This is a genomic window from Chromobacterium sp. Ag138 (assembly GCF_055181315.1).
Map to the genome: position 1 here is coordinate 2,703,709 of NZ_JBUPWA010000001.1, position 23,731 is coordinate 2,727,439.

18 protein-coding genes and 1 other RNA gene are annotated in these 23,731 nt (G+C 64.7%); 4 read left to right on the forward strand and 15 right to left on the reverse strand.

The window, feature by feature from the left end; genetic code table 11:
• Window positions 1-65: 65 nt before the first annotated feature.
• The 5 genes from purD to rnpB all read right to left on the reverse strand — a co-directional run bounded on the left by purD (window position 66) and on the right by rnpB (window position 5,107).
• Window positions 66-1,343: a phosphoribosylamine--glycine ligase gene (gene purD / locus ACY3GB_RS12470; protein ID WP_463089019.1), complete on the reverse strand. Its 1,278-nt coding sequence runs from the start codon at window positions 1,341-1,343 to the stop codon at window positions 66-68.
• A gap of 131 nt (window positions 1,344-1,474) precedes the next feature.
• A complete protein-coding gene (gene purH / locus ACY3GB_RS12475; RefSeq protein WP_463089020.1) occupies window positions 1,475-3,052 on the reverse strand; it encodes a bifunctional phosphoribosylaminoimidazolecarboxamide formyltransferase/IMP cyclohydrolase in 1,578 nt (525 codons plus the stop codon).
• A gap of 181 nt (window positions 3,053-3,233) precedes the next feature.
• A complete protein-coding gene (locus ACY3GB_RS12480; RefSeq protein WP_011134100.1) occupies window positions 3,234-3,470 on the reverse strand; it encodes a helix-turn-helix domain-containing protein in 237 nt (78 codons plus the stop codon).
• A gap of 45 nt (window positions 3,471-3,515) precedes the next feature.
• Window positions 3,516-4,574, reverse strand: a complete 1,059-nt coding sequence (gene dusB, locus ACY3GB_RS12485; protein ID WP_463089021.1) for a tRNA dihydrouridine synthase DusB — start codon at window positions 4,572-4,574, stop codon at window positions 3,516-3,518.
• 130 nt (window positions 4,575-4,704) lie between these two features.
• Window positions 4,705-5,107: RNase P RNA component class A (rnpB, locus tag ACY3GB_RS12490), an RNA gene on the reverse strand.
• 106 nt (window positions 5,108-5,213) lie between these two features.
• Here rnpB and ACY3GB_RS12495 point away from each other — a divergent pair.
• Complete coding sequence (locus tag ACY3GB_RS12495; protein ID WP_463089022.1) at window positions 5,214-8,378, forward strand: bifunctional diguanylate cyclase/phosphodiesterase; 3,165 nt, start codon at window positions 5,214-5,216, stop codon at window positions 8,376-8,378.
• Window positions 8,379-8,388: 10 nt separating this feature from the next.
• On the opposite strand, the gene ACY3GB_RS12500 is transcribed toward ACY3GB_RS12495, so the two are convergent.
• The 5 genes from ACY3GB_RS12500 to ACY3GB_RS12520 form a co-directional block, all read right to left on the reverse strand.
• Entirely contained in the window at window positions 8,389-9,309 is a 921-nt protein-coding gene (locus ACY3GB_RS12500) for a hypothetical protein (RefSeq protein WP_463089023.1), read from the reverse strand.
• On the reverse strand, window positions 9,306-9,878 hold the full coding sequence (locus ACY3GB_RS12505; RefSeq protein ID WP_463089024.1) for a cysteine hydrolase family protein: 573 nt from the start codon (window positions 9,876-9,878) through the stop codon (window positions 9,306-9,308). The genes ACY3GB_RS12500 and ACY3GB_RS12505 overlap by 4 nt, the downstream gene beginning before the upstream one ends.
• The gene (locus tag ACY3GB_RS12510) at window positions 9,875-10,339 is read right to left on the reverse strand and encodes a MarR family winged helix-turn-helix transcriptional regulator (protein WP_463089025.1); all 465 of its coding nucleotides are present in this window, start codon (window positions 10,337-10,339) and stop codon (window positions 9,875-9,877) included. The genes ACY3GB_RS12505 and ACY3GB_RS12510 overlap by 4 nt, the downstream gene beginning before the upstream one ends.
• 101 nt (window positions 10,340-10,440) lie before the next feature.
• The gene (locus ACY3GB_RS12515; RefSeq protein WP_463089026.1) at window positions 10,441-14,256 is read right to left on the reverse strand and encodes a translocation/assembly module TamB domain-containing protein; all 3,816 of its coding nucleotides are present in this window, start codon (window positions 14,254-14,256) and stop codon (window positions 10,441-10,443) included.
• A gap of 4 nt (window positions 14,257-14,260) precedes the next feature.
• Window positions 14,261-16,033, reverse strand: coding sequence for an autotransporter assembly complex protein TamA (locus ACY3GB_RS12520; RefSeq protein WP_463089027.1), 1,773 nt, complete (start codon window positions 16,031-16,033; stop codon window positions 14,261-14,263).
• Window positions 16,034-16,333: 300 nt separating this feature from the next.
• Here ACY3GB_RS12520 and ACY3GB_RS12525 point away from each other — a divergent pair, with 300 nt between their 5' ends.
• Entirely contained in the window at window positions 16,334-17,344 is a 1,011-nt protein-coding gene (locus tag ACY3GB_RS12525; RefSeq protein WP_463089028.1) for an MBL fold metallo-hydrolase, read from the forward strand.
• Window positions 17,345-17,386: 42 nt separating this feature from the next.
• On the opposite strand, the gene ACY3GB_RS12530 is transcribed toward ACY3GB_RS12525, so the two are convergent.
• Window positions 17,387-17,872, reverse strand: coding sequence for an N-acetyltransferase family protein (locus ACY3GB_RS12530; RefSeq protein ID WP_463089029.1), 486 nt, complete (start codon window positions 17,870-17,872; stop codon window positions 17,387-17,389).
• A gap of 231 nt (window positions 17,873-18,103) precedes the next feature.
• Here ACY3GB_RS12530 and ACY3GB_RS12535 point away from each other — a divergent pair, with 231 nt between their 5' ends.
• Window positions 18,104-19,306 (forward strand): GGDEF domain-containing protein, encoded by a 1,203-nt coding sequence (locus tag ACY3GB_RS12535; protein ID WP_463089030.1) that lies wholly within the window; start codon window positions 18,104-18,106, stop codon window positions 19,304-19,306.
• A 106-nt stretch (window positions 19,307-19,412) separates the two neighbouring features.
• Here the strand turns inward: ACY3GB_RS12535 and ACY3GB_RS12540 are convergent, their stop codons facing one another.
• A complete protein-coding gene (locus tag ACY3GB_RS12540; protein WP_463089031.1) occupies window positions 19,413-19,961 on the reverse strand; it encodes an NADPH-dependent FMN reductase in 549 nt (182 codons plus the stop codon).
• Between the two features lie 196 nt (window positions 19,962-20,157).
• Complete coding sequence (locus ACY3GB_RS12545) at window positions 20,158-20,826, reverse strand: BRO-N domain-containing protein (RefSeq protein WP_463089032.1); 669 nt, start codon at window positions 20,824-20,826, stop codon at window positions 20,158-20,160.
• A 627-nt stretch (window positions 20,827-21,453) separates the two neighbouring features.
• On the opposite strand from ACY3GB_RS12545, the gene ACY3GB_RS12550 reads away from it, so the two are divergent.
• On the forward strand, window positions 21,454-21,651 hold the full coding sequence (locus ACY3GB_RS12550; protein WP_463089033.1) for a hypothetical protein: 198 nt from the start codon (window positions 21,454-21,456) through the stop codon (window positions 21,649-21,651).
• A gap of 48 nt (window positions 21,652-21,699) precedes the next feature.
• Here the strand turns inward: ACY3GB_RS12550 and ACY3GB_RS12555 are convergent, their stop codons facing one another.
• Together ACY3GB_RS12555 and ACY3GB_RS12560 are read right to left on the reverse strand one after the other, a co-directional pair.
• Window positions 21,700-22,494 carry a hypothetical protein gene (locus ACY3GB_RS12555; RefSeq protein WP_463089034.1) on the reverse strand — a complete coding sequence of 265 codons (795 nt, stop codon included), beginning with the start codon at window positions 22,492-22,494 and terminating at the stop codon, window positions 21,700-21,702.
• A gap of 549 nt (window positions 22,495-23,043) precedes the next feature.
• Window positions 23,044-23,664 (reverse strand): hypothetical protein, encoded by a 621-nt coding sequence (locus ACY3GB_RS12560; RefSeq protein WP_463089035.1) that lies wholly within the window; start codon window positions 23,662-23,664, stop codon window positions 23,044-23,046.
• Window positions 23,665-23,731: the final 67 nt, after the last annotated feature.

Below are 23,731 nucleotides of genomic sequence, written 5' to 3' on the forward strand. Positions count from 1 at the left end.
CCTGTACACTCGCCATAAGAAAACAGCGCCGGAAGGCGCTGTTTTCTTATTCCAGAAAGTAAAGCTCAGTGCTTGCGTCCGATCGCCCGCGCGCCGATGTCGCGGCGGTACTGCTTGCCAGCGAACTCGATGGCGTCGGCCAGCTGGTAGGCCCTGCCCTGCGCCATCTTGACGCTGTCGCCCAAGCCCACCGCGCACAGCACGCGGCCGCCGCTGGCGCGCAGCTGATGCTGCTCGTCGAACGCGGTGCCGGCATGGAACACGATGCCGTCCTCGCTCTCGGCGGGAATGCCGTGGATGGCGTCGCCCTTGCGCGGCGCGTCAGGATAGCCGGCGGCGGCCAGCACCACGCCCAAGGCGACGCGGCGGTCCCACTCGGCTTCCACCTTGTCCAGCCTGCCGTTGACGCCGGCATCCAGCAGCACGGTGAAATCGGTCTTCAGGCGCGCCATGATGGGCTGGGTTTCCGGGTCGCCGAAGCGGCAATTGAACTCGATCACCCTGGGGTGGCCCTCGTCGTCTATCATCAGCCCGGCGTACAGGAAGCCGGTATACGGATGGCCGTCCTTCTTCATGCCCTGCACCACCGGCTGGATGATTTCGCGCATCACCCGGTTGTGCACCTCCGGCGTCACCACCGGCGCCGGGCTGTAAGCGCCCATGCCGCCGGTGTTCGGCCCCTGGTCATTGTCCAGCAGCCGCTTGTGGTCCTGGCTGGTGGCCATCGGCAGCACGTGCTCGCCGTCCACCATCACGATGAAGCTGGCCTCCTCGCCGACGAGGAAATCCTCAATCACCACGCGGCTGCCGGCATCGCCCATCTTGTTGCCCAGCAGCATGTCGTCGATGGCCGCGTGCGCCTCGTCCAGCGTCATCGCCACCACCACGCCCTTGCCGGCGGCCAGGCCGTCGGCCTTGATCACGATGGGCGCGCCCTTGCCATCTACGTAGCCATGCGCCGCGGCGGCGTCGGTGAAGGTCTGGTAGCCGGCGGTGGGAATGCCGTGGCTCTGCATGAAGGCCTTGGCGAAGTCCTTGGAGCTTTCCAGCTGCGCGCAGTACTGCGTCGGGCCGAACACCTTCAGCCCCTCGTTGCGGAAGGCGTCCACCACGCCGGCGGCCAACGGCGCTTCGGGGCCGACCACGGTCAAGTCGACCTTTTCTTCCTTGGCGAAGGCCAGCCACTCGGCCACCCCGTTAGCCGGAATATTGGTCAGATTCGCGTCCTGCGCGGTGCCGGCGTTGCCCGGCGCGACGAAGACCTTGGACACGCGCTTGGACTTGCCAATGCGCCAGGCCAGCGCGTGCTCGCGGCCGCCGGAGCCGATCACGAGAACTTTCATCGGGTTTTCATCCTATTGTGTGCGGCGGCGGCTCTTCGCCGCCGCCTGTTGGCGCCTACCTGAATAGCATAGCGCCAAGTCGGTTTCATTACCGCCGTTTCCGTCGGGACACGGCGGCTTGCCGGCTGTTGTCAGTGGCGGAAATGGCGCACGCCGGTCAGCACCAGCGCGATGCCGTGCTCGTCGGCGGCGGCGAAAACTTCCTCGTCGCGCATCGAGCCGCCCGGCTGGATGATGGCCTTGATGCCCTGCTCGGCGATGACGTCGATGCCGTCGCGGAACGGGAAGAAGGCGTCAGACGCCGCCACCGCGCCGGCCAGGCTCAAGCCGGCGTCCTGCGCCTTGCGCGCGGCGATGCGGGTGGAGTCGACGCGGCTCATCTGGCCGGCGCCGATGCCGGCGGTCTGGCCATCCTTGCAGAACACGATGGCGTTGGACTTGACGAACTTGGCCACGCGCCAGGCGAACAGCAGGTCCGACATTTCCTTCGGCGTCGGCTGGCGCTTGCTGGCCACGCGCAATTCGTCCAGGCCCACGTTACGGATGTCGGGCGTCTGCACCAGCACGCCGCCGCCGACGCGCTTCAGCTCGAAGCGGTTGGCGCCGGCCTGCAGCGGAATCTCCAGCACGCGCACGTTCTTCTTGGCGGCGATGATGGCCTTGGCCTCCTCGGTGAAGGACGGCGCGATCAGCACTTCCAGGAACTGGCCGGTCACGGCCTCCACCGTCGCCGCGTCCACCGGGCGGTTGAAGGCGATGATGCCGCCAAAAGCGCTGGTGGTGTCGGTGGCGAAAGCCAGCTTGTAGGCGGACAGCGTGTCCGGGCCGACCGCCACGCCGCACGGGTTGGCGTGCTTGACGATGACGCAGGCGGTGTCGTCGAAGGTCTTCACCGCCTCCCAGGCCGCGTCGGCGTCGGCGATGTTGTTGTACGACAGTTCCTTGCCCTGCAGCTGCTGGTAGTGGGCGATGCTGCCGGCCGCCGGGTCCAGGTCGCGGTAGAAGGCGGCGGCCTGGTGCGGGTTCTCGCCGTAGCGCATGTCCTGCACCTTGATGAACTGGGCGTTCAGACGATTCGGGAAGGCGACGCGCTCCGGCTTGCCCGCCACCACGCCGTCGGCCAGGCTGGTCAGGTAGTTGGAGATGGCACCGTCGTAGGCCGCGGTGTGGGTGAAGGCCTTCTTGGCCAGCTCGAAGCGGGTGGCCTTGGCAAGCCGGCCGCCGTTGGCCTTCAGTTCGGCCGCCAGCGCCGGGTAATCGCTGCTGTCGGTGACGATGGCGACATGGGCCCAGTTCTTGGCGGCCGAGCGCACCATGGTCGGGCCGCCGATGTCGATGTTCTCGATCGCGTCTTCCAGCGAACAGTCCGGATCGGCGATGGTAGCTTCGAACGGGTAGAGGTTGACGCACACCAGGTCGATGTTGCCGATGCCGTGCTCGGCCATGGTGGACACGTGCTCGGGCAGATCGCGGCGGCCCAGGATGCCGCCGTGCACCTTGGGATGCAGCGTCTTGACGCGGCCGTCCAGCATTTCCGGAAAGCCGGTGTAGTCCGACACCTCGGTCACCGGCAGGCCGGCATCCTGCAGCAACTTGGCGGTGCCGCCGGTGGACAGGATGTGCACGCCCAGGGCGGACAGCTCCCTGGCGAATTCCAGCACGCCGCTCTTGTCGGACACGCTGATCAGCGCTCGTTCGATCTTGGTCATGTTTCTCTACCGCTTTGGCTATGGATGAACACAATAAAAAACCGGCCCAGGCCGCCGACGCCGCGCGTCGGCGCGATTCAACTTCTCATGATCGGCAGCCTGCCCATCGAATCCCCGCCCTCCCGCCGCGCGGAAGGGGCAAAAAAAACCGGCCACCCTGTTACGGTGTGGCCGGTTATCTTCAAATCAAATCATACGACTTCATCTTCTTGCGCAGCGTGTTGCGGTTCAATCCCAGCAACTCCGCCGCTCGCGTCTGGTTGCCCTGGGTGTGTATCAGCACCACCTCCAGCAGCGGCTTCTCGACACAGGCGAGCACCATGTCGTAGATGGCCGACGGCGCCTCGCCGTCCAGGTCGCGAAAGTACTGCTCCATCGCCAGCCGCACCGACTGCGATATGTGATCGTTGTTTTGCATCTTGTTATTGGTATCCAGAAGTCGGGTCCCCACCAGGCCGCGGCGTCAAGCGCCGCATGCCTCTCCCTCCGCCACGGCGTCGCCGTCGCGGTCCAACTTGTCCTCATCCTCGACTACATAGCTTAGACGATCGCCGGCGTCGCCCAGCCTGGAGAAATACTCACCCACCGCCAGCCGCTGCTCGTCGGTGCTCTCCAGCTTGTACATCTGCTGGCGGAAGGCGTTGCCGCCGGCCAGGCCCTTGATGTACCAGGCGATGTGCTTGCGGGCGATGCGGCAGCCCGAGTACTCGCCGTAAAAACCGTAAAGCTCGTCCAGATGCTCCAGCATCAGCGCGCGGATCTCGCCCACCGTCGGCGGCGGCAGCGTCTCGCCGGTCTCCAGGTAATGCTGGATCTCGCGGAAGATCCACGGCCGTCCCTGCGCCGCGCGGCCGATCATGATCGCGTCGGCGCCGGTGTAGTCCAGCACCTGGCGGGCCTTCTCCGGCGAGTCGATGTCGCCGTTGGCCACCACCGGGATGGATACCGCCTGCTTGACCGCGCGTATCGTGTCGTACTCGGCGTCGCCGCGGTACATGTCCTCGCGGGTGCGGCCATGCAGCGCCAGCGCGGCGATGCCGGCATCCTCGGCCATCTTCGCCACCGCCAGCGCCGTCTTCACCTCCCGGCTCCAGCCGGTGCGGGTCTTCAGCGTCACCGGCACGTCCACCGCCTTCACCACCGCCTCCAGGATGCGGCCGACGTTGTCCAGATCGCGCAGCAGCGCCGAACCGGCCGCCACATTGCACACTTTCTTCGCCGGGCAGCCCATATTGATGTCGATGATCTGCGCGCCGTGCTCCACATTCAGCCGGGCCGCGTCGGCCAGCATCCGCGGCTCGCCGCCGGCGATCTGCACCACGATCGGCTCGACCTCGCCTTCATGGTTGGCGCGGCGCAGCGTCTTGGGCGTGGTCCACAAGGCCTTGTTGGCGGTGATCATCTCGGAAACGGCCATCCCCGCCCCCAGCCGTTTGCACAGCATGCGGAAAGGCCTGTCCGTCACCCCGGCCATCGGCGCCACGATCAGCCGGTTTTTCAGTTGGTACGGTCCTATCTGCATGACGAATAAATTACGGGTAATGGCTGGGAAGGGTCGGTATTGTATAGCGATTTTCGCCGGACGGGAAAAATTTTTGCTTATTTTTTAAGCAGATTCGATAGCCGCGGATAATCGCGGCCGAAAGGGATGAGGTGGGAGTCGGCCGATAAGCCGGGTTCTGTCGTTGGACAATCATTCCTCTAGGCCTGCCGTTGCCGACAGGCTCAAGCAACCTACCCGGGGACAACGCGAGCCACGTTAGCGCCCCCCTATTTGGTCTTGCTCCGGATGGGGTTTAGCCTGCCGTCCGTGTCGCCACGTCCGCGGTGCGCTCTTACCGCAAGCGGGTTGCCCCGCCCGTCCGGGCCGGCTTGCGCCTCCCGGTACACCTTTTCACCCTTGCCTGTGCTCTGTTGCCAAAGCCATCGGCGGTTCAGCTCTCTGTTCCACTTTCCGTCGCCTCGCGGCGCCCGGTCGTTAACCGGCATCCTGCTCTATGGAGCCCGGACTTTCCTCCCCGTCCTTTCGAACGCGGCGATTGCCTGGCCAACTCCCGAGCGCGATTTTAACGGAAATTGAATATCGCCGCCGGACAATTTTTCATGACATTCAGGATAATCCCGTATACTGACCATCCCTTTTCGAAGTCCAGAGATCGTGATGGAATGGAATCCCGCCCGGCTGTCGCGCCTGCAGCTGTCCGGCACCCTGGCCATCGTGTTCGCGCTGGCGCTGACCCTGGCCAGCTATTTCCTGATGATGAGCTGGCGCGATTTCCAATCCGGGCGGCAAAACATCGAACAGGAAGCGACCGCGCGCGCGCGCGACGGCCTGCAAGCCTACGCCGACCACGCCGCGCTGCTGCTGTCGGCGCTGCGGGAGCGCACCAACGACACCATGCGCCACCAGTTGCGCGAGCAGGTGGACTTGGCCTGGAGCCTGGCCGACGCGATCTGGCGCCGCGAGCATGCCCGCCAGAGCCCGCGGCAGGTGCAGCAGCTGATCGTCGAGGCGTTGCGGCCGCTGCGCTACTTCGACGGCCGCGGCTATTTCTTCATCGACACCCTGAACGGCCGCTGCGTGCTGCTGCCCACCGCGCCCGGGCGCGAGGGCCGCTCGCTGCTGGACAGCCGCGACGACCACGGCCGCCGCATCATGCAAGGCCTGCTGGACTCGGTGGACAACGCCGCCGGCCGCGGCTTCTCCGCCTACCGCTGGTATCTGCCCGGCGCCGGCCGCATGGACGACAAAATCACCTACGCCCGCCGCTTTCCCCGCTACAACTGGCTGATCGGCAGCGGCGAATACATCAGCAATGTCGAGGCCGCGTTGCAGCAGCAGGGCCTGGACACGCTGGCGCGGATGCGCGCCGGCCAGTCCGGCGGCGAGCTGATGATCATAGACGGCGCCGGCATCGTCCGCTTGTACCCGACCCGGCCGGCCTTGGTCGGCAAACCCTACCTCCAGCTGCCGGCCGCCGAGCGCGCCCGCGTCGAACAGCTGGTGCAGCTGGGCAAGCATGGCGGCTTCGTCGAATACAGCCAGCAGGACGACGCCGGCCTGGCCGCCGAGCGCTATCTGGCCTATGTCCGGCAGCTGCCGGGCTGGGACTGGACCCTGGTCACCAGCGTCAAAGTGCAGACGATACGCGACGACAGCCTGCGCGCCGCCCAGCGGCTGAAGGGCCGGCTGGCCGAACGCATCCTCGCCACACTGGGCATGACCCTGGTGGCGATGCTGTTCGCCAGCCTGCTGTGCTGGTACTTCGTGCGCTGGGTCGGCGCGCTGGTGCGGCGCTACCAGCAGGACCTGGCGCAGAGCCATTTGTCGCTGAAGGAACAGGCGCGGGAGTTGAAGCTCAGCCATTTCATGATCGACAACGCCACCGAGCTGGTGGCGCTGCGCAACAGCCGCGGCGAAGTGGTGTACTGCAACCAGGCCCTGCGGCAAGCGCCGCAACTGGCGGACGCGCTGTTCCGCCACCCCGGCGGCGGCTACCCGCTGACCTTCGAAACGATGGAGGGCGCGGGCGAGTCCGAGCGCTGCCTGGAAGTCACCGTCAACCAGCTCAACTACCAGGGCGACGTCTATCTATGCGCCACCGCGCGCGACATCAGCGGCCGCCGCCAGGCCGAACGCCAGCTCAGGCTGGCGGCCCAGGTGTTCGAATCCAGCAACGAGGCCATCCTGATCTCCGATCCGGACAACCGCATCCTTACCGTCAACCGCGCCTTCGGCCACATCACCGGCTACGGCGAGGCCGAGGTCCGCGGCCTCAAGGCCTCGATGCTGTTCTCCGACCGCCATGAGCCGGCCTTCTTCCAGCAGATGTGGCAGACGCTGCAGCAGCGCGGCCAGTGGTCCGGCGAGATCTGGAACCGGCGCAAGAGCGGCGAGCACTTCCCCTGCTGGGTCAACATCAGCGTGCTTCTGGACGCGCAGGGCGAGATCAGCCACTTCGTCGCGCTGTTCACCGACATCTCCGAGCGCAAGGAACAGGAAGCGCGGGTTCAGCACATGGCCGAATACGACGCGCTGACCGACCTGCCCAACCGCGTGCTGGTCAACGACCGGCTGCACCAGGCGATACGCCAGGCCGAGCTGCAGCACAATCAGCTGGCGGTGCTGTTCGTCGACCTCGACCACTTCAAGAACATCAACGACACGCTGGGTCACTGCGCCGGCGACGAGCTGCTGAAGGAGGTGGCGCGGCGGCTAGCCGGCGCGGTGCGCGGTCTGGACACCGTCGGCCGCACCGGCGGCGACGAGTTCGTGCTGATCCTGCCGTCCATCAACCAGCCCGGTGAGGCGGCGCAGATCGCCGAGCGCATCCTGCGCACCATCCAGCAGCCGTTCCAGATCGGCGAGCATTCGCTGGTGGTCGGCTGCAGCATAGGCATCAGCCTGATGCCGGACGACGGCAGCGACATCCAGACCCTGCTGATGAACGCCGACCTGGCGATGTACCACGCCAAGGCCCACGGCCGGAACACTTTCCGCTTCTACACCCGCGAGATGAACACCCAGGTGGCCGAGCGGCTGCTGATGGAAAACCGGCTGCGGCGGGCGATGGAGCACGAGGAACTGTACCTGGTCTACCAGCCGCAATACGACATGGCCGGACAACGGCTGCTGGGCTGCGAGGCGCTGCTGCGCTGGCGCGATCCGGACGAGGGCCTGATCATGCCCGGCCGCTTCATTCCGGTGGCCGAGGACACCGGCCTGATCGTGCCGCTGGGGCGCTGGGTGCTGGACCAGGCCTGCCGCCAGGCCAGCCAGTGGCTGCATGCCGGACTGGCGCCGATGCGGGTGGCGGTCAACGTGTCCGCCCACCAGCTGATGCGGCACGACTTCATCGACGACGTGCGCGAGGCGCTGCAGCGGCACGCGCTGCCCGGCCATTGCCTGGAGCTGGAAGTCACCGAGAGCACCCTGATGGCCGACGCCGACCTGGCCTCGCGCCAGCTGGCGGTGATCAAGGCGATGGGCGTGCGGCTGGCGATAGACGACTTCGGCACCGGCTACTCCAGCCTCGCCTACCTGAAGCGCTTCGCGCCGGACGTGGTGAAGATAGACCGCTCCTTCATCAGCGACCTGCCCGGCGACGAGGAAAACGCCGCCATCGTCAGCGCTATCGTCAATCTGGCCCGCGCGCTGAGCATGGAAACGCTGGCCGAAGGCGTGGAAAACGAAAACCAGCAGCGCTTCCTGCAGACGCTGGGTTGCGAAGCGATGCAGGGCTATCTGCTGGGCAGCCCGCTGGCCGAGGAAATGATGACGCGCCGGCTGGAACAGCAACAACCGCGCCCGATGCAGCCGGCCTAAGCGCGCCGGCTCAGCGCGGCGATGCCAGCCAGCCGCCGACAGCCAATACCAGCAGCACCAGCGCCGCGGCCGCGCCGACATCCAGCAAGCGCGCCAGGCCCAGGCCGCCAACCAGCGTCAGGTGCGTGGCGGCCAATGCGCTGCGGGCGGCGAAGGCGGGGCGGTAGGCGCGGAACAGCGTCAGGCTGAGCATGCCCGCCGCGGCCAGCGCCCAGGCCTGCGCCGCACTGTCGCTCAAGGCCAGTCCCAGCGCCACGCCGCAAGGCACGCCGATCAGGGCGGCGCTGACGCGCTGCCAGCTCTTGCTCCGCACCGCGGTCCAGCCGCCGACGCAGACGCTGGCGGCCGACCACACCAGCCACTGGCCGCAGGGCAAACGGCTGGCCGCCGCCCACCAGGCCAGCAGGCCGACGCAGACAAAAGCCAGCCCGAACGCGGGCGATTCTCCCCGCTTGCTCTCCGCGCCGTCCAGACGGCCGGCCAACAAATGCAGCGTCCAGGCCGCCAGCGCGCCGCCGGCCAGCCAGGGCAACTCGGCCGACGCGGGCGCGCCCCGCTCCGCCATCTCATAACCCAGGTACAGCGCCGGAATGAAAGTGAAATTGGCGACCGAGCGCCAGGCGGCGCGGCGGCGGCCCAGCCGGCATCCCAGCTCGGCGGCCAGCCCGCAGGCCAGCGCGAACCACGCGGGCCAGCGCCATAGCCAGGCCAGGAGCAAAGCGCCGCCCAAGGCGAGCGAAGCCTGCAGCAGGCTAGCCGCCGCGCCCAGCCGCCCCCGCTCCATCGCGATCAGGCAGCACACCGCCAGCATGCCGCCGCTCAGCCAGCGCGCGTCGCCGGCGGCCAGCGCCATGCCCAGCGCCGGCAGCAGCAGCGCCGCCGTCCGCGACGCCAGGTAGCCGTCGCAGTGCCGGGCCAGCGCGGCGATCACAAGGCCTCCAGCTGCTCCTGCGTGACGATGCCGGCGATCGCCGCCAGCTGCCGCATCGACATCTGGTGCTCTTCCTCGCAGGCCGCCGCGCAGGCGGGCTCCAACACCAGCACGCGGTAGTCGCGGTCGTGCGCGTCGCGCGCGGCGGCCTGCACCGCCCAAGTGCTGCTGACGCCGGCCACCACCAAGCGCTCGATGCGCTGCGCGCGCAATACCGCTTCCAGGCCGGTGGCGTAGAAGGGGCTGACCCGGTGCTTGGCGACCACCGCGTCCTCCGGACGCACGTCCAGCTCCGGATGGAAGGCGGTGCCCTCGCCCTGCAGGTTCAGCGCCTGCAATTCGGCCGCGCGGCTGAAAATGGCCGAGCCCTGCGGCATTTCGACATAGGACGGCGAGAAGCCCACCTTGACGTGAATCACCAGCCAGTCCCGCGCGCGCGCCAGCGCGATCGCGCGGTTGGCCTCGGCGATCACGCCGCGCTCGGCGGCATGGCCGGCGCAGCGCGCCACCCGGCCCTGCGGATGCATGATGTCGATGATGTAGTCCAGCGTCAGCAGCGCGGTTTTCATGCTTGCTCCTTGTTCAATGTGGGTTCGGACGCGGCCAGCCGCTCCAGCAGTTCGCCGGCCCGCAGCAGGATGCCGCGCTCCTCGGCGCTCAGCCCCTGCAGCGCTTGCTGCAGCCAGCCGTCCCGCAGCTGGCGGTTGCGCCGCAGCGCGGCCTCGCCGGCCTCGGACAGCCCGACGCGCACCCGGCGGCCGTCGTCCGGGTCCTGGGTGCGGCGGATCAGGCCGGAAGCGTCCAGCTCGCGCAGCGCGCTGGCCAGGTTGGACGAGCGCAGGTTCTCGCGGCGCGCCAGCTCGGTCGGCGTGATGTCGCCGCCGGCGCGGTCTATCGCGCCCAGGATGGTCAGCAAGCCGAAAGGCAGGACATCCAGGCTGCCCTGGCGGCGCAGCCTGCGCACCATGGACATCAATTGCCGGCGCAGCAGGCTGGCTTCGGCGGTAGGCAGAAAATTGATTTCGCTCATTTGCCTATTTTTACATAGCTATTTAAATATAGCAATCTTGCCGGCAGGCGAAAAAAAGCCCGGCGGTTGAGCCGGGCTTTCGATGGCGGCGCCAAGCGCGCCTAGTCGAATCGCAGCGTGTAGCGCGATTCCGCCGACATCGCCGTGCCCGCGCGCAGAATCACCGACCAGCCCTTGGACAGCTGGTAGGCCAGCTTCACCGCCTGGTCGGCGCTGCTGATGCCGTACTCGTAACCCAGGTAGAGTTCGCGCGTCAGCTGGCGGCCCACGGTCACCACCTGCTCGGCCGGGCTGACCGTGCCGTTGGCCAGCGTCTTTTCCTTGCGGCTGGAGACGCCCAGATCGTCGAACAGGCCGATGCGGTCGTTGATCGAGCCCGCCAGCATCATGCCGGCCGACGCGGCCAGGTCGTTGTTGTCGCGGTCGCCGCTGGCGGGGCGGCCCAGCACCAGCCAGGCCAGCCGGTCCTTCTCCGCCATCGGCTCGTCGCTGATCAGCCTCACCTTGGGCAGGGCCACCGAACCGCTGACCTCCACGCCCGCGCCCACCGGCGACAGCCGGCGCTTGGCCTGGACGTTGAGCAGCGGATTGTCCAGCGGACCGTTGAAGGTGATGGCGCCGAAGGTGATGTCCAGATCTTGGCCATAAGCCTTGTAGCGCCCCTTGACCACCTTGACCTGGCCCTTGGCCGCCGGCGCCTCGCCCGGATTGGCGCTGACATGCACCATGCCGGACAGCTCCACGTCCAGCCCCTGGCCGGTGAAGCGGAAGCGGTCGCCCAGATCCAGGTCCAGCGCCACCGTCAGCGGCATGGTGGCGAAGGCCGACGGCTCCGCCGGCGGCCTGCCCACCACCACCACGTCGCCGCCCAGGTCCGGCGCGCCCAGCTTGGGCAGGCCGATGCGGCCCTGATCGGCGCGGATGCGGCCGCTCAGCGACAGCTTGCCGCCGACGAAGGCCAGCTCGCTCTGGCCGGACACCACCAGCCGGCGGCCCGGGCGGTCGAACACGCTGAAGCGCTGCAGCGCCACCTTGACCCTTGCGTCGGGCAGATCGTCGCTGAGGTCCAGCGTGCCGCTGGCGGTGACCTCGCCCTTGCCGCTGACGAAGCGCAGCTGTTGCAAGGTCAGCTTGCGGCCGTCGATGCGGGCCAAGAGATTGCCGTCGGCCAGCGCGATGCCGGTGCGGCGGTCGGCGAATTTCAGCTGGTCGCCGCGGATCTGGCCCAAGGCCTGCGGCGCGGCCAGCGGGCCGCTCAGATCCAGGCTGGCCTGCAACTGCCCGGCCAGCTCCAGGCCGGGGCCGGACAGCTCGGCCAGCGTCGACAAGGCCGGCAGGCTGGCCCGCAAAGTGCCGGACACCGGCGTGCGTCCGTCGATGTGGCCGCCGTTCCACGGCAAGCTGCCCTGGCCTTGCGCCTGGGCGAAGCGGCTGTCCAGGTTGAGCTTGAACGCCAGCCGGCGCCCGTCCAGATCCAGGTCCACCCGCGCGGTCTTCAGGCCCAGCGGCACCGGCCGGCCCTTGCCTTGCGGCAGCTGCACGTCGCCGCCGCTGCGCCATACCGCCAGCTGGCCCTGGCCGGACGGCGCCAGCCCCCAGTCGGCGTCGAACTGCAGGTTTTGCTCCACCGGCAGCTTCAAGAGCGGCCCCAGCTCGGCCAGCTTGATGCCGCGCGCGCTGCCGTGGCTGCTGAGCGCGCCGTTCGCCTGGCGGGTGAAGTCGGCCAGATTGAGATTGCCGCCCAGCAAGGCCAGCCGCGCCGCGCCCAGCTTCACCTGGCCGTCGCCGCCGATGAAGAGCGAGGCCGGCGCCAGCAGGCTGAGGCCGGGCTTGCCGGCCAGATCGAGCTTCTGCACGCTGCCCTGCCAGCCGCCGGCCGCGGTCAAGCCGCCGCTGGCCGCCAGTTGCAAGCCGTAGTTCAAGTCGCCTTCGCGGAAGCGTCCGTCCAACTGCAGGCCGTGGCGGGCGCGGGTGCCGGACGCGCGGGCATGCAGCTGCTCGGCGCGCAGCGTGCCGGCCTGCAGCGCCGCCACGTCCAGGCTGAGCTGGAAGGGGCTGGCCTGGTCGGCCTTGACGTTGCCGGAGAACTGCAGCGATTGCAGCGCCACCCCGCCCGGCAGCTTCAGCCGGTCGGCCTGCAGCTTGGCGTTGAGCAGCGGCGCCTTGGGCACGCCGGCCAGTTCGCCCTGCCCCTGTATCGTGCCGGCGAAGCCGGGCCCCAGCAGCGACAGATTGGGCGCGTTGATCGCCAGCTTCAGCTTGTCGCCGGCCACGCCATAGCTGCCATTGGCTTGCAGCCGATTGTCCGCCAGACGGATATCCAGCAGCAATTGCTTGAGACGGCGTGGGTCCAGCAACACGTTGGCGCTGCCGGACAACGGCGCGCCGGATAGCTTGCTGGGCGCGAACTGCAGCTTGGCGCCCATCTCCATCGGCTCAGCCAGCTGGCCGGCCATCTTCAGCGTAGCGTTCAGATCGCCCTTGGGCAGGCTGGGCTGCAGCCTGGACGGATCGGCGCGGCTTAGCGCGCCGTTCAGTTCGAACAACTGGCGGCCGGACAAGCCCAGCTTGCCGTTGACGCTGACCATGCCGCCGCCGGTTCCCAGCTCCAGCTTCTTAAGCAACAAGGCCGGCTGCTTGCCGCCCGCCAGCTCCAACAGCGCGTCGGCGCGCAACTGGCCGCCTTTCAGCTGGGCGGCGACGCGCAGCTCGGCCGGCGCGCCCTCCACCGTGACGCGGCCGCCTATCGTTTCATCCGGCGCGGCCTCATGCAGCTGGCGCAGCGCCACCTTGCTCAGATCGGCCGCCAGCTTGATCGCGCCCGGCTTGAATTCGCCCGACAGATCCACCCGGCCCCCCGCCGCCTCGACATGGCTGTTGTACAGCTCCAGCGCCTTCTCGTCGGCGCGGAATTCGCCCACCAGCAGCGACAGAGGCAACTTGTGCGCCGACAACGCGCCCGGCTCGGTGTTGACCAGGGTCAGGCCGCCCTTGACCCGCTGGCCGGCGTCCGGTTCGGCGAACACCGCGAAACTGAGCCGGCCCTTGGGCCAGGATGGCAGCAGCGATTGCGGATTGATGTTGCCGACGCGGGCGTCCAGCCGCGCCAGCCGGTTGAACGGGTTGGCGTCGAACGGCCGCAGCGCGCCGGACAGCTCCACGCTGACGCCCTTGCCGTCCATCTGGCCGGAGAAGGCCGGCTTGAGCAGATCGCCGGACAGGTCCAATTTGGCCTTTACCGCCACCTGCTCCAGCTCGCCGCGCGCGGCCAATTGGCCGGACAGCGCGAACGGCGACGCGGCCGCCAGATCGAGGCCGGCGTCGACGCCGCCCCACGGCGTGTCCAGCCGCTTCAATTTCAGGCGATGGCGGGCGCCGTCGTAGTCGTAGCCGGCCTGCAGGCGATACAGGCTGACGTGGGCCGGCTCCAGCGTCAGGCTGGCCAGCGACAACTCTCCGACGCGGACCTTAAGCGGCAGCGCCAGCGATTGCGGCGCCTGCGGCGGCGCCGGTTTTTCTTCCGGCTTGGCCCGGCTCAGCACGCGCACGTGGCCCAGCGCCAGCCGGTCGATGTCCAGCCGGCCGCGCCATAGCTCCAGCGGATGCCAGTCCAGCTTCAGCGATTCGATGTCCACGTCGTCGCCGGCGCTGCGCACGCGGATGTCGCGCAGCGCGAAGCCCTGCCATAGCGCGCCGTCCACCGCGCCGACGCTGAACACGCCGCCGCTGAGGCGGCTGGCGCCCTGCAAGGCCCAGGCGAAGCCGGCCGGGCTGGCGCTGATCCAGCCCAGCAGGGCCAGCAGCAGCGCGAACATCAGCGCCAGCGCGCCGAAGAAGGCGCGCCAGCGGCGCGGCCGGCGCGGGGGGGTGGGCGCCTGCTCCGGCGCCTCGGTGTGGGGTGTCTGCTTGTCGCTCATGGGATCAGAAAGCCAGGCCCAGGCTGAGATTCCAACGGATCTTGCCGTCGCGCTCAGCCTTGGCGATGTCGAAGGACAGCGGCGCCACCGGGCTCATCCAGCGCACGCCCACGCCGTTGGCGTGCTCGGGCTGGAAGCCCTTCCAGCTGTCGGCGGCGTTGCCGGCGTCGGTGAACAGCGCCAGGTACCAGTCCGGCTTGATCGGAATCTGGTATTCGAGGCTGCCGGTGGCCACCACGCGGCCGCCCAGCACCGAGCCGTTGGGGCCGGACAGGCCCAGGCTCTGGTAGTCGTAGCCGCGCACGCTGTTGGCGCCGCCGGCGCGGAACAGCAGCGTGGACGGCACCTGGGCGCCGTCGCGCGCCCACACCTGGCCCAGCTCCGCCCGGACAACCAGCGTGCCGTACTTGGGGAACGGCGACCAGTAGCCGACCGCGCGGCCATAAGCGCGCACCATCGAGGTGGTGGAGCCGAACTGGCCCACCGAGCCTGACAGTCGGCCATCCAGCAGATAGCCGCTGCGCGGCCGCATCAGATCGTCCACCGCGCGCTGGGTCCAGCCGTACACCAGCTGGGTGACGTGGGTGTCGCTGGTCAGCTCGCCGCCGGCCTCGGCGCTTTCCTTCAGGAACTCCACCCCCATCCGCGCCTCGATATTGCCGCGGCTGCGGATGCGCCACACGCCGGCGTCGACGGTATTGGTCTTCAGGCCCTGCACGGTTTCCGACTTGAACGAGCTGGTGATGGAGTGGGAATAGCCGTCGGACTGGCGCGGAAAGCCCAGGCCGAAGCTGACCGCCTGCTGATCGCGCTTCCAGTCCAGCAACAGCGAGCCGGTATAGCCGCGGCGGAAGATATTGTAATGGTCGTAACCCACCCGCACGCCGGGCCCCTCGACCGAGTCATAGGTGAGGCCGAGCTCCACCTTCTGCCGCGGCATCTCCACCACGTCCACCGTCACCGGCACCCGGTTGTCGGCGATGCGGTCGAAATCGGCGCTGACGATCACCGACGAAAAATGCGGGTCCTGCTCCAGCGCCGACTGATAGGCCAGCACCTTGTCCTGGCTGTACGGCGAGCCGGGATTGAAGTCGGCCATGCCCAGCGCCACTTTTTCCGGATAGCGCTTGATGCCGTTGACGGTGATCTTGCCGAACGCGATCAGCGGGCCGCTGTCCAGCTTGACTTCCAGCGTGGCGCGGCGGGTGGCGGGATCGATCCTGGCTTCGCTGGACACGATGCGCGCCCGGGGGAAGCGGTCGGCCTGCAGCCGGCGCAGCACCGCGCGCTTGCCGGCATCCCAGTCCGCCTGGCGGTAAGGCGCGCCCATCGGCAGCGTCCAGGCTTCCAGCACCTGGGCCAGCCGCTGCTGGTAGTCGCTCTGTTGGCGGATGTCGCCGTCCAGCCGGATGGTGACGTCGTCGATCAGCACCGGCTCGCCCGGGCTGACCTTGACCCGCACCCGGTTGCCGGCCTCCAGCGCCGCGTCCACGCGGGCGCCGAAATAGCCCTCGGTCTCCAGCAGCTTCTTCGCCTCGTCCGGCGTGCTCTTCACCAGCGCCTCCAGCCAGCTCTGGTCGACGTCCGGGTCCTTCTGGTTTTCCACCAGATCCAGGTTGTCGCGCAGCAATTGCGCCAGATCGGACGGCGCGTCGATTTCCACGCTGTATTCAATGCCGGCCTGCGCCTGCGCCACCGCCAGGCAGGCGGCCAGCGCCAACAGCCGGCCAGGGCGGCATGCGAGAAAGCGCGGCGGTAGGATGGGAAAACGTGGCATGGTTCGATTCAAAAGGGGATGTCGCATGGTAACGGAAGTCAGCGGGGCTGGCGACCGGCAAACGATTGTCAAACAAGGGATATCTGACCCCGTTCGCCCCGCTCAAGTTCACTCCGGCCTTGCGCATGCGCAAGGCATCAAATCGGAGAAAGGCCGCATCCGCGAATATTTTCCCCATCTACGCCCAGCCTGATATCGTTCCCGCCCGCCCCGTAAATACCATTATAATATTATTATCAATCAAAACATTTAATATTCATATTTAACTCTTTAACACCGACCTGAATCGAAGCGATCGCCATGAAACCACCATCGTTGCCCGCCCTCCCCATTCGAAGCCTTGCCGCCGCTCTGTTCGCCGGCTTGCAATTCCTCTCTCTCGCCCAGGCGGCGGAACTGCCCGCCTCCTCCGCGCCCCCCCAGCTGCGCAATCAGGCGCCCGGCTTCTTCCGGATGCAACTGGGCGACTTCACCGTCACCACCTTGTTCGACAAGAGCCTGCAACTGCCGACATCCGTGCTGCTAGGCGCCGCCCCCGGCCAGGTCCAGACGCTGCTCGATGCCGGCGACCGCCCCCTGTCCTCTTTTCCGGTTTCCGACAACGCCTTCCTGATCCACACCGGCCGGGAACTGGTGCTGATCGATGCCGGCGCCGGGCGCTTCTACGGCGAAGGCGATGGCTCGCTGCTGGATAATCTGCGCGCAGCCGGCTACCAGCCGGAACAGGTCAGCAAGATCATCCTCACCCACCTGCATGCCGACCATATCGGCGGCCTGCTGCGCCCCGACGGCCAGCCGGCCTTTCCCAACGCCGCCATCTACAGCCACGCGGCCGACTTGGCGCTCTGGACCAGCCAGCAGACGGCCCTGTCGACAGACCCCGCCAAGCGCAAACTGCACGGCATCGTGGAAACCGTCTACGCGGCCTACCGCGCGACGGGACGCTGGCATACCCTTGATGGCCAGACAGAGATCGCGCCCGGCATCACCGCCGTGCCGCTGCCCGGCCACACCGCCGGCCATACCGGCGTGAAAGTCAGCAATCATGGCGAAACGCTGTGGGCGGTGGGCGACATGATCCACAACCTGGCCGCCCAATCGTCCCAACCAGAAATCTATGCCAGCTTCGACACCGACAGCGGACAGGCAGTGGCCACCCGGCGACAGACCTTCTCCCGCATCGCCGCCAGCCACGACTGGATCGCCGCCGCCCACGCGCCCTTCCCCGGCATCGGCCGCCTGCGCGACGACGGCGGACGCTTCGCCTGGCTGCCGGCTGAGCGGCTGCCGCTGCCGGAGGCTCAACCTTGAATTGATAAGCAAGATCAGCCGGAAACCGGGCGGCGCCGCCGCTTAGAGAACAGCCTGCGCCAACGGCAGGCGGAAACGCACGCGGTGCTGGCCGGGGCCGCTGTAATCGAGCGCGACCGGCACGCCCGCTTCCACGCCATCGCCCTCCAGCAGCGTGAAGCCCATCCGCCGGTGAAACGCGATGGAAGCGGCATTGCCGGGCGAGGTGATGGCTTGCACATCCGAACACCCCCGCTCGCGCGCCGCCGCGAAAAAGCGGCGGTACAGGCCGCGGCCCAGCTCCCTGCCGCGCGCCGCCGGCGCGACGCCGACAAAATGGATGTAGCCGACCTCCGGCCGCGACTGGGACTGGAAGCCCACCAGGAAACCGACGATCTCCTCCCCCTCCACCGCCGCGAAACCGGTATCGGCGAAATGATCGAAGAACATGCGGTGCAACAGGTGCCTCACCTGACGCCCGCCCCACCAATCGTCCATCACCGAGGAGATGAACGCGAAGTCGCTGGGTCGAATCTGTCGGATCTGCATGCGGCAAGCCTTTCTGTAGCCATTGTCGGCCGGCCTCTCGCTCCGCGGCTGGCGGCGGATGAAAGCGGAAGCCTCGGCCAAAACCGCATTATGCCATTGATATTTCCGCTTAAAACAAACCAGCTTCGCCGCGGCTACGTATTTGTTCGTACAAAAACCATCTATCTTGAAGCAGGGTCGCTCCCGCTCGCCGCGCTTGCGATCAACCCTCAGAATCCTGGCGAGGCGACCATGTTCGATAGAAGCGACAAAGGCATCATGCTGAAGGCCATCGTGGTGGCCGCTCCCATCTTGCTGTGCATGGGCTTGCTGCCGGTCTTGTCCTTCTATATCGAAAAGCTGCAGGAGCGGGGCAGAACCGAAATCGTCGAATACATCTCGATCGCCCAGGCGGCGATGGAAGTGAAGTTCGACGCCGCCGACCTGAACGGCTGGCAAACCGGCTACGCCTTCGACATCGTGCGCAACGTGGACGGCGCCAGCCGCGACAACGCCATCTCCCGGTCGGAATTCCTGCGCTCCGCCGACAATTTCCGCCGCGACATCCAGTCCCTGCGCGACATGCCGCTGGCCGCCGATCAACGCAGCCTGCTGGACAGCGTGCAGCGAGACTTCAACGCCTTCATGGAGCGGGACCGCGACATCATCGCCATGTACCGCTCCCACACTCCCGCCTTGCGCGACAAGGCCTCCAGCCTGGTGATGGGCGAGGAAATCCAGATCTTCAACCACATCTCGCAGAACACCAACGCGCTGGCCGTCTCCATCACGCTGGACCTGATGAGAAAAGTGGCGCAGTCCAACTCTTACGGCATCGTCGCACGCTGGATCATGCTGGTGATGTGGATCGTCGCCAGCGCGATGGCCATCCTGCTGGTGAGGCTGCTGCACAAATGGCTGGGGCAGATGCGCAGCCTGATGGAAAAGCTGGAAGCCCTGGCCGGCACCGACGAGCTGACCCAGCTGCCCAACCGCCGCACCTGGGACATCCAGATTGAAATGATGCTGGCCACCGCCCGCCGCTACCGCCAGCCCATCGCGGTGGCGCTGTTCGATCTGGATCATTTCAAGCATTTCAACGACAGCTACGGCCACCCCGAAGGCGACAGGCTGCTGCGCGAGGTAGCGGTGCTGATCAAATCGCGGATGCGGCAATCGGACCTGTTCGCCCGCTTCGGCGGCGAGGAATTCGTGCTGGCGCTGATGGACTGCGACCTGCCCCAGGCCGTGATCCGCATCGACTCGCTGCGCCGCAACCTGCCGGACAACCAGACCTTCTCGGTCGGCGTCACCGTGTGGCTGGAAGGCGAGCGGATACACAGCACGCTGGCGCGGGCGGACAAGGCGCTGTACCTGGCCAAGAACGGCGGGCGGGACCGGGTGGTGAGCGTGGAGCCGCCGGTGCCGGGGCAGCGGCAGGAGGCGGCGGATTAGCGCCGGCTAACCATTCATTGTGTAGTTTGCTGCGCGGTGCTGCATAAAAAAACGCCTTGCCGGGATACCCGCAGCAAGGCGATTTCACTGGTTTTAACGCAGCGCGTCAGACCTTCAGTCGCAACGTCCAAGCGCGCAGCGCTTCCAACTGTTGCGCCACCAAGCCCTGCAGGCGCTCATCGGTCAGATTGCCATCGCCATCAAAACCACCAGCAAAAGCGTTGGCAAAGACCTCAGGCTTGTTCAGCGGAAGCAGGTCGAGAAACACGCAGGTTTGCCGAAGATGGTACTGCGCGCGAGAAGTGCCCATGCCGCCGCCAGCCCCCATGATGGCGACCGGTTTGCCCGCCAGCAGCTTGTTTTCCGGCTCGCGCGACGCCCAATCCAGCGCGTTTTTCAGTGCCGGCGCCATGGAATAGTTATATTCCGGGCAGGCCAGCAGCAAAGCGTCGGCCTCGCCGATCTGCTCCAGCAGACGCGCAACCGCCGCCGGTTTGCTGGTCAGGTCGGCATTGTAAAACGGCACCTCGGACAGATCGGCGATCTGCAGTTCCATACCAGCCGGAAGGCGGCTGGCTGCATGGCGCAGCAGACCCATATTGGCGGAGGCGCGGCGCAGGCTGCCGCAAATACCCAGTACTTTGATCGTGCTCACGGTGGATCCTTTTGGGATAGAACAACGCCATTGTAGGAGGCATCAGATACGCTGTCAGGAGAGACAGCTCTTTGACCGCTCCGGATGATCGGCAGGCGTGTGACTGGGCTTGACTCAAATCCCCACCAAACAAACAGCCGCCACCATGCAAAGCAAAGGCCCGCCAAGCGGGCCGACATTGCCTGTTCCACAGCCATTAGCCGGCGATCCGTCCCATCCGTTCCGCCAGCCGCAAATGGCAGGCCGCGGCCAGTTTGACCAGGTCGGTATTGTTGACCGGCATCCGGCCCGGCTCGGCGATCAGCTCCGCCAAACCCTCCAGCGTGGCGACGGAGCTGGAGAGGCCGATCAGCTTGCCATGCGGCCAGCGCTGTTTGTTGTGGCGCTCGTAATCCAGCGCCACCACCCAGCGCGAATGCTGCCAAGGCCCCGGGCCGCGCAGCACCGCCTCCATCACCGCCCGCCCCACCTGCTGCGCCGCCTCGGCGGCCAAAGCCAGCGCCAGATGCAGGCTCTCCGCCGTGGTGGCCGGCCCGCCTTCATGCAGCAAAGCCGGCCGGGTTTCCTCCTGCCACCAGCGCCGCAAGCGCCGCGCGCCCGGTTTCTTGATTCTTCTGACCACCTCGTCCAGCTCGCCTTCGGACAGGCACAGCACCGGCTCGTCCTCGCCTGCCAGCAACAGCAAGCGGCCGGCGGGTTGTTCCAGCGTGTGCAGCAGGTCCTCCACTTCCTGTTTCATCGAAGCGGCGATTTCGGCGGCGACGAACCAGAAGCCCTCCTCGCGGCGGATGACGCGCAGCGGGAAGTTTTTGGCGTAGTCGAGGCGGAGGGGGAGGTTTACGGAGAGGTCGAGGTGGTAGTTCATGGCTGGGCCTCCTCATGTGAGCTGTAGCTATGCCCAGTGTTCAAACGCAGTGTCGAATTGTCGAGATGGAGGGATAGATGAAGAGAGACGAATACAACAAAACGAGCGTCCATGGTGAAGCTCCTAGTGTTTTATCCAAACGGAAGCCCCCTGTTCAGAGGGGCGGCCAGGTACTTGAACACCGACACTAGACGGCCCGCTGCCTTAGCCCTTGCGGGCTATTTTTCGACAGACGCGCTACCCGGCCATAAGCTGCGGACGCACCAAGACTATGGCGCGACTAAGAAACCTATGGACGCAAAAAACCCCGTCTGTCGGGCGAGGCAACCGCTAGTGTGTCAGGTGTGTTCAGCACCGAGGGAAATTCTATCAGCGGGGAGTAGTTGGAACAACGGAACTAAGCCTAATAGCCAGGGTTTGCTTTGATCAAAGTGGCTCTTCATATCGTAGTGCTCCGCCAGGAGGCGGGTCAGTGGGCTGCGCGGCCAGCCCCCAGGCGCCCCTGCAGCACGCTAAACTCCGCTCAAAAACCGCCTGGCCAGGCACCGCCGAACTCGCGGTGCCCTACTGTCGCGCCGCTCAAGCAGACGGCGGCTTAAAACCTGGCCGGGCGATCTGGAGCGGCGCATGCAGGAGGAGAAGGAGAAGGAGAAGGAGAAGGAGAAGGAGAAGGAGAAGGAGAAGGAGAAGGAGAAGGAGAAGGAGAAGGAGAATCAACCCGCTGACAATACTCCCTACATCAAGCTAAAAAAATTAAAAACCGTTTATCACCTTGCATCGACATTACTACATCTGCCCCACATCAAGAAAATTAATACGTCTTAATGAATAACTTAAACACCATCATACTCCAACAAAATTTCCTTAGTAAAATTATCGCATCAGATTTTCTATCTTAAGATAAGTATTCATGTAATCAATTATTTTCTTGGATGCTGGCTCATAATCACATCTAGCAGCATTAAATTCATTCCATACCCATTCCGAGCTAAAGCCTTCTAAATCCTCTGCCAGCTTGAAGCTATCAGGCATTTTCCGTGCACACTCAGTTAACACTTCACCCACCAAGAGAAGATCACTTCTAACAATCTTCTGGAAATCATTAATATAACCCCTTAACTCTTCCGGCAAAAAAGGAGATGCAGACAAACGCTGCAACTCTTGCAACTGATCTTGATACTCCCGCGTATACTCAACCATGCCATGCCGATACTTCTGCCAATTAGCAAGAATTAAAGCTGGGCTCTCCACATTCCGCTTATCAACAATGTTCTTGCTTAATGACATAGGCGCATCAATTCTATCAAAATAATGCTCTGCATACTTACTAGAAACAACACACCCAATTAGCGGCTCAAAAATCTTAGCACTACCCTCCCAATTCAACTCAAAATCCTCAGCAAAAAAATTCATCGCATATGCGTTGGCCATCTTCAAAGAATTCAATGCAACAATCCGACGACTATCAAACAAATCCACAAAGTCAGCTTCGGATTTATTCTGAAAATACAATAACACTTCCTCAAATACCTTTAATTGAAATTTGAATGTCTCTGTCCGAATCGGAGAAAAAATAGTTTTACGCGCTTGCAAATAAGACAAAATGGCAATAATAGAAGCCACTCCCCAAAATATAATATTTGCTATATCTTTAATAATTTCCATCATGTGTATTCTCCACAATAGCTTCATTGGAGTACTCAATTACAGCAAAGTAGGCGGTGTCGTTTTTATAGATAACACATCCTACAACGTGTAAACCGAGCCGACACGCGACGACTCCCCATCAGCGCAAGCCGGCTCCGAAGCTATTTCCACGGTTTTAAGACGCCGGTTGTTCGACGCGGGGCGACGTTAGCGCCCCGCTAGTTCCGGCGGCTCCTTGGGAATGGCTTTGGAGACGGGGTTTCTCCGCACTGCTGGGGTCGCCTAGGGGTGTCGGGGAGCTGGCGAGACAGTTCCCCGACCTGCCCGGCGGGCAGCCCCGCCATCAAAATCCATCGTCCGCGAAGCGAACACAAAACCACAATACCACAACCGGTGTATCGCCCCTACGGGGTGACGCACCCTACTCGCAGCTCACAACCCTGCCATAAAAATCAATCATCCGTGGAATGGACACAAAGCCACAGAGCCACCCAAAATCAAGCCATGGCTCTCAATGTGCTTTTATCTATGCATAGCCAAGTCAACTCCATTTTCCTGTTGGATCAAAAATTACAGGTCTTTGACTAAACCAGCGGCAACATCTTTGGCTGCAAGCCGCATTTCCTGTTCCAACAGATTTGGATCGCCAAGCAACTCATCAAGAGTATGTCCATCTGACGGATTCCCCAATGTCATCGTTCTTTCAACATCGGTCCAAAGTATGCGATTAGAGGAATCCACCAAGCTTGCTCTAACGCCCAAAAGCGGGACCAGCTTAGAGCTAAATCCATTAGGAATACTAAAGCCCATCTGGAAAACATAAATATTTAGCTTAGTTGCATCAGGGCTAGACTCCTTTGACAAAGGCAACTTTCCAGACTTTTCAAGTGCAGAGGACAATTCCTCATAAATAATTTTGTATACATCCAACTTGCTTTTATCGATCGCCGTTGCAATTCTTACAGCTTCCGACTTATTATCATCCGCGCTAAGGAAAACACCTATTGGACCAAGAAGGCCACCTGCCATAGCCATACCTGGCCCCATATAATAAAACTGAGCAGCCTTGGGCATATCCGGGTTTATCTGTACCGTTTTAATCCCTTTCCTATCCATATCTGTCAATTTCTGAGTTGAAGCACATCCAACTAAAAAAAATGACAACACTGTCATCCAAATAATTTTCTTCATGGCTCATCACGCTTATTAAAGCCTACCACCATTTTAATACCTCAAATGAGGCATACAGAAAGCAGGC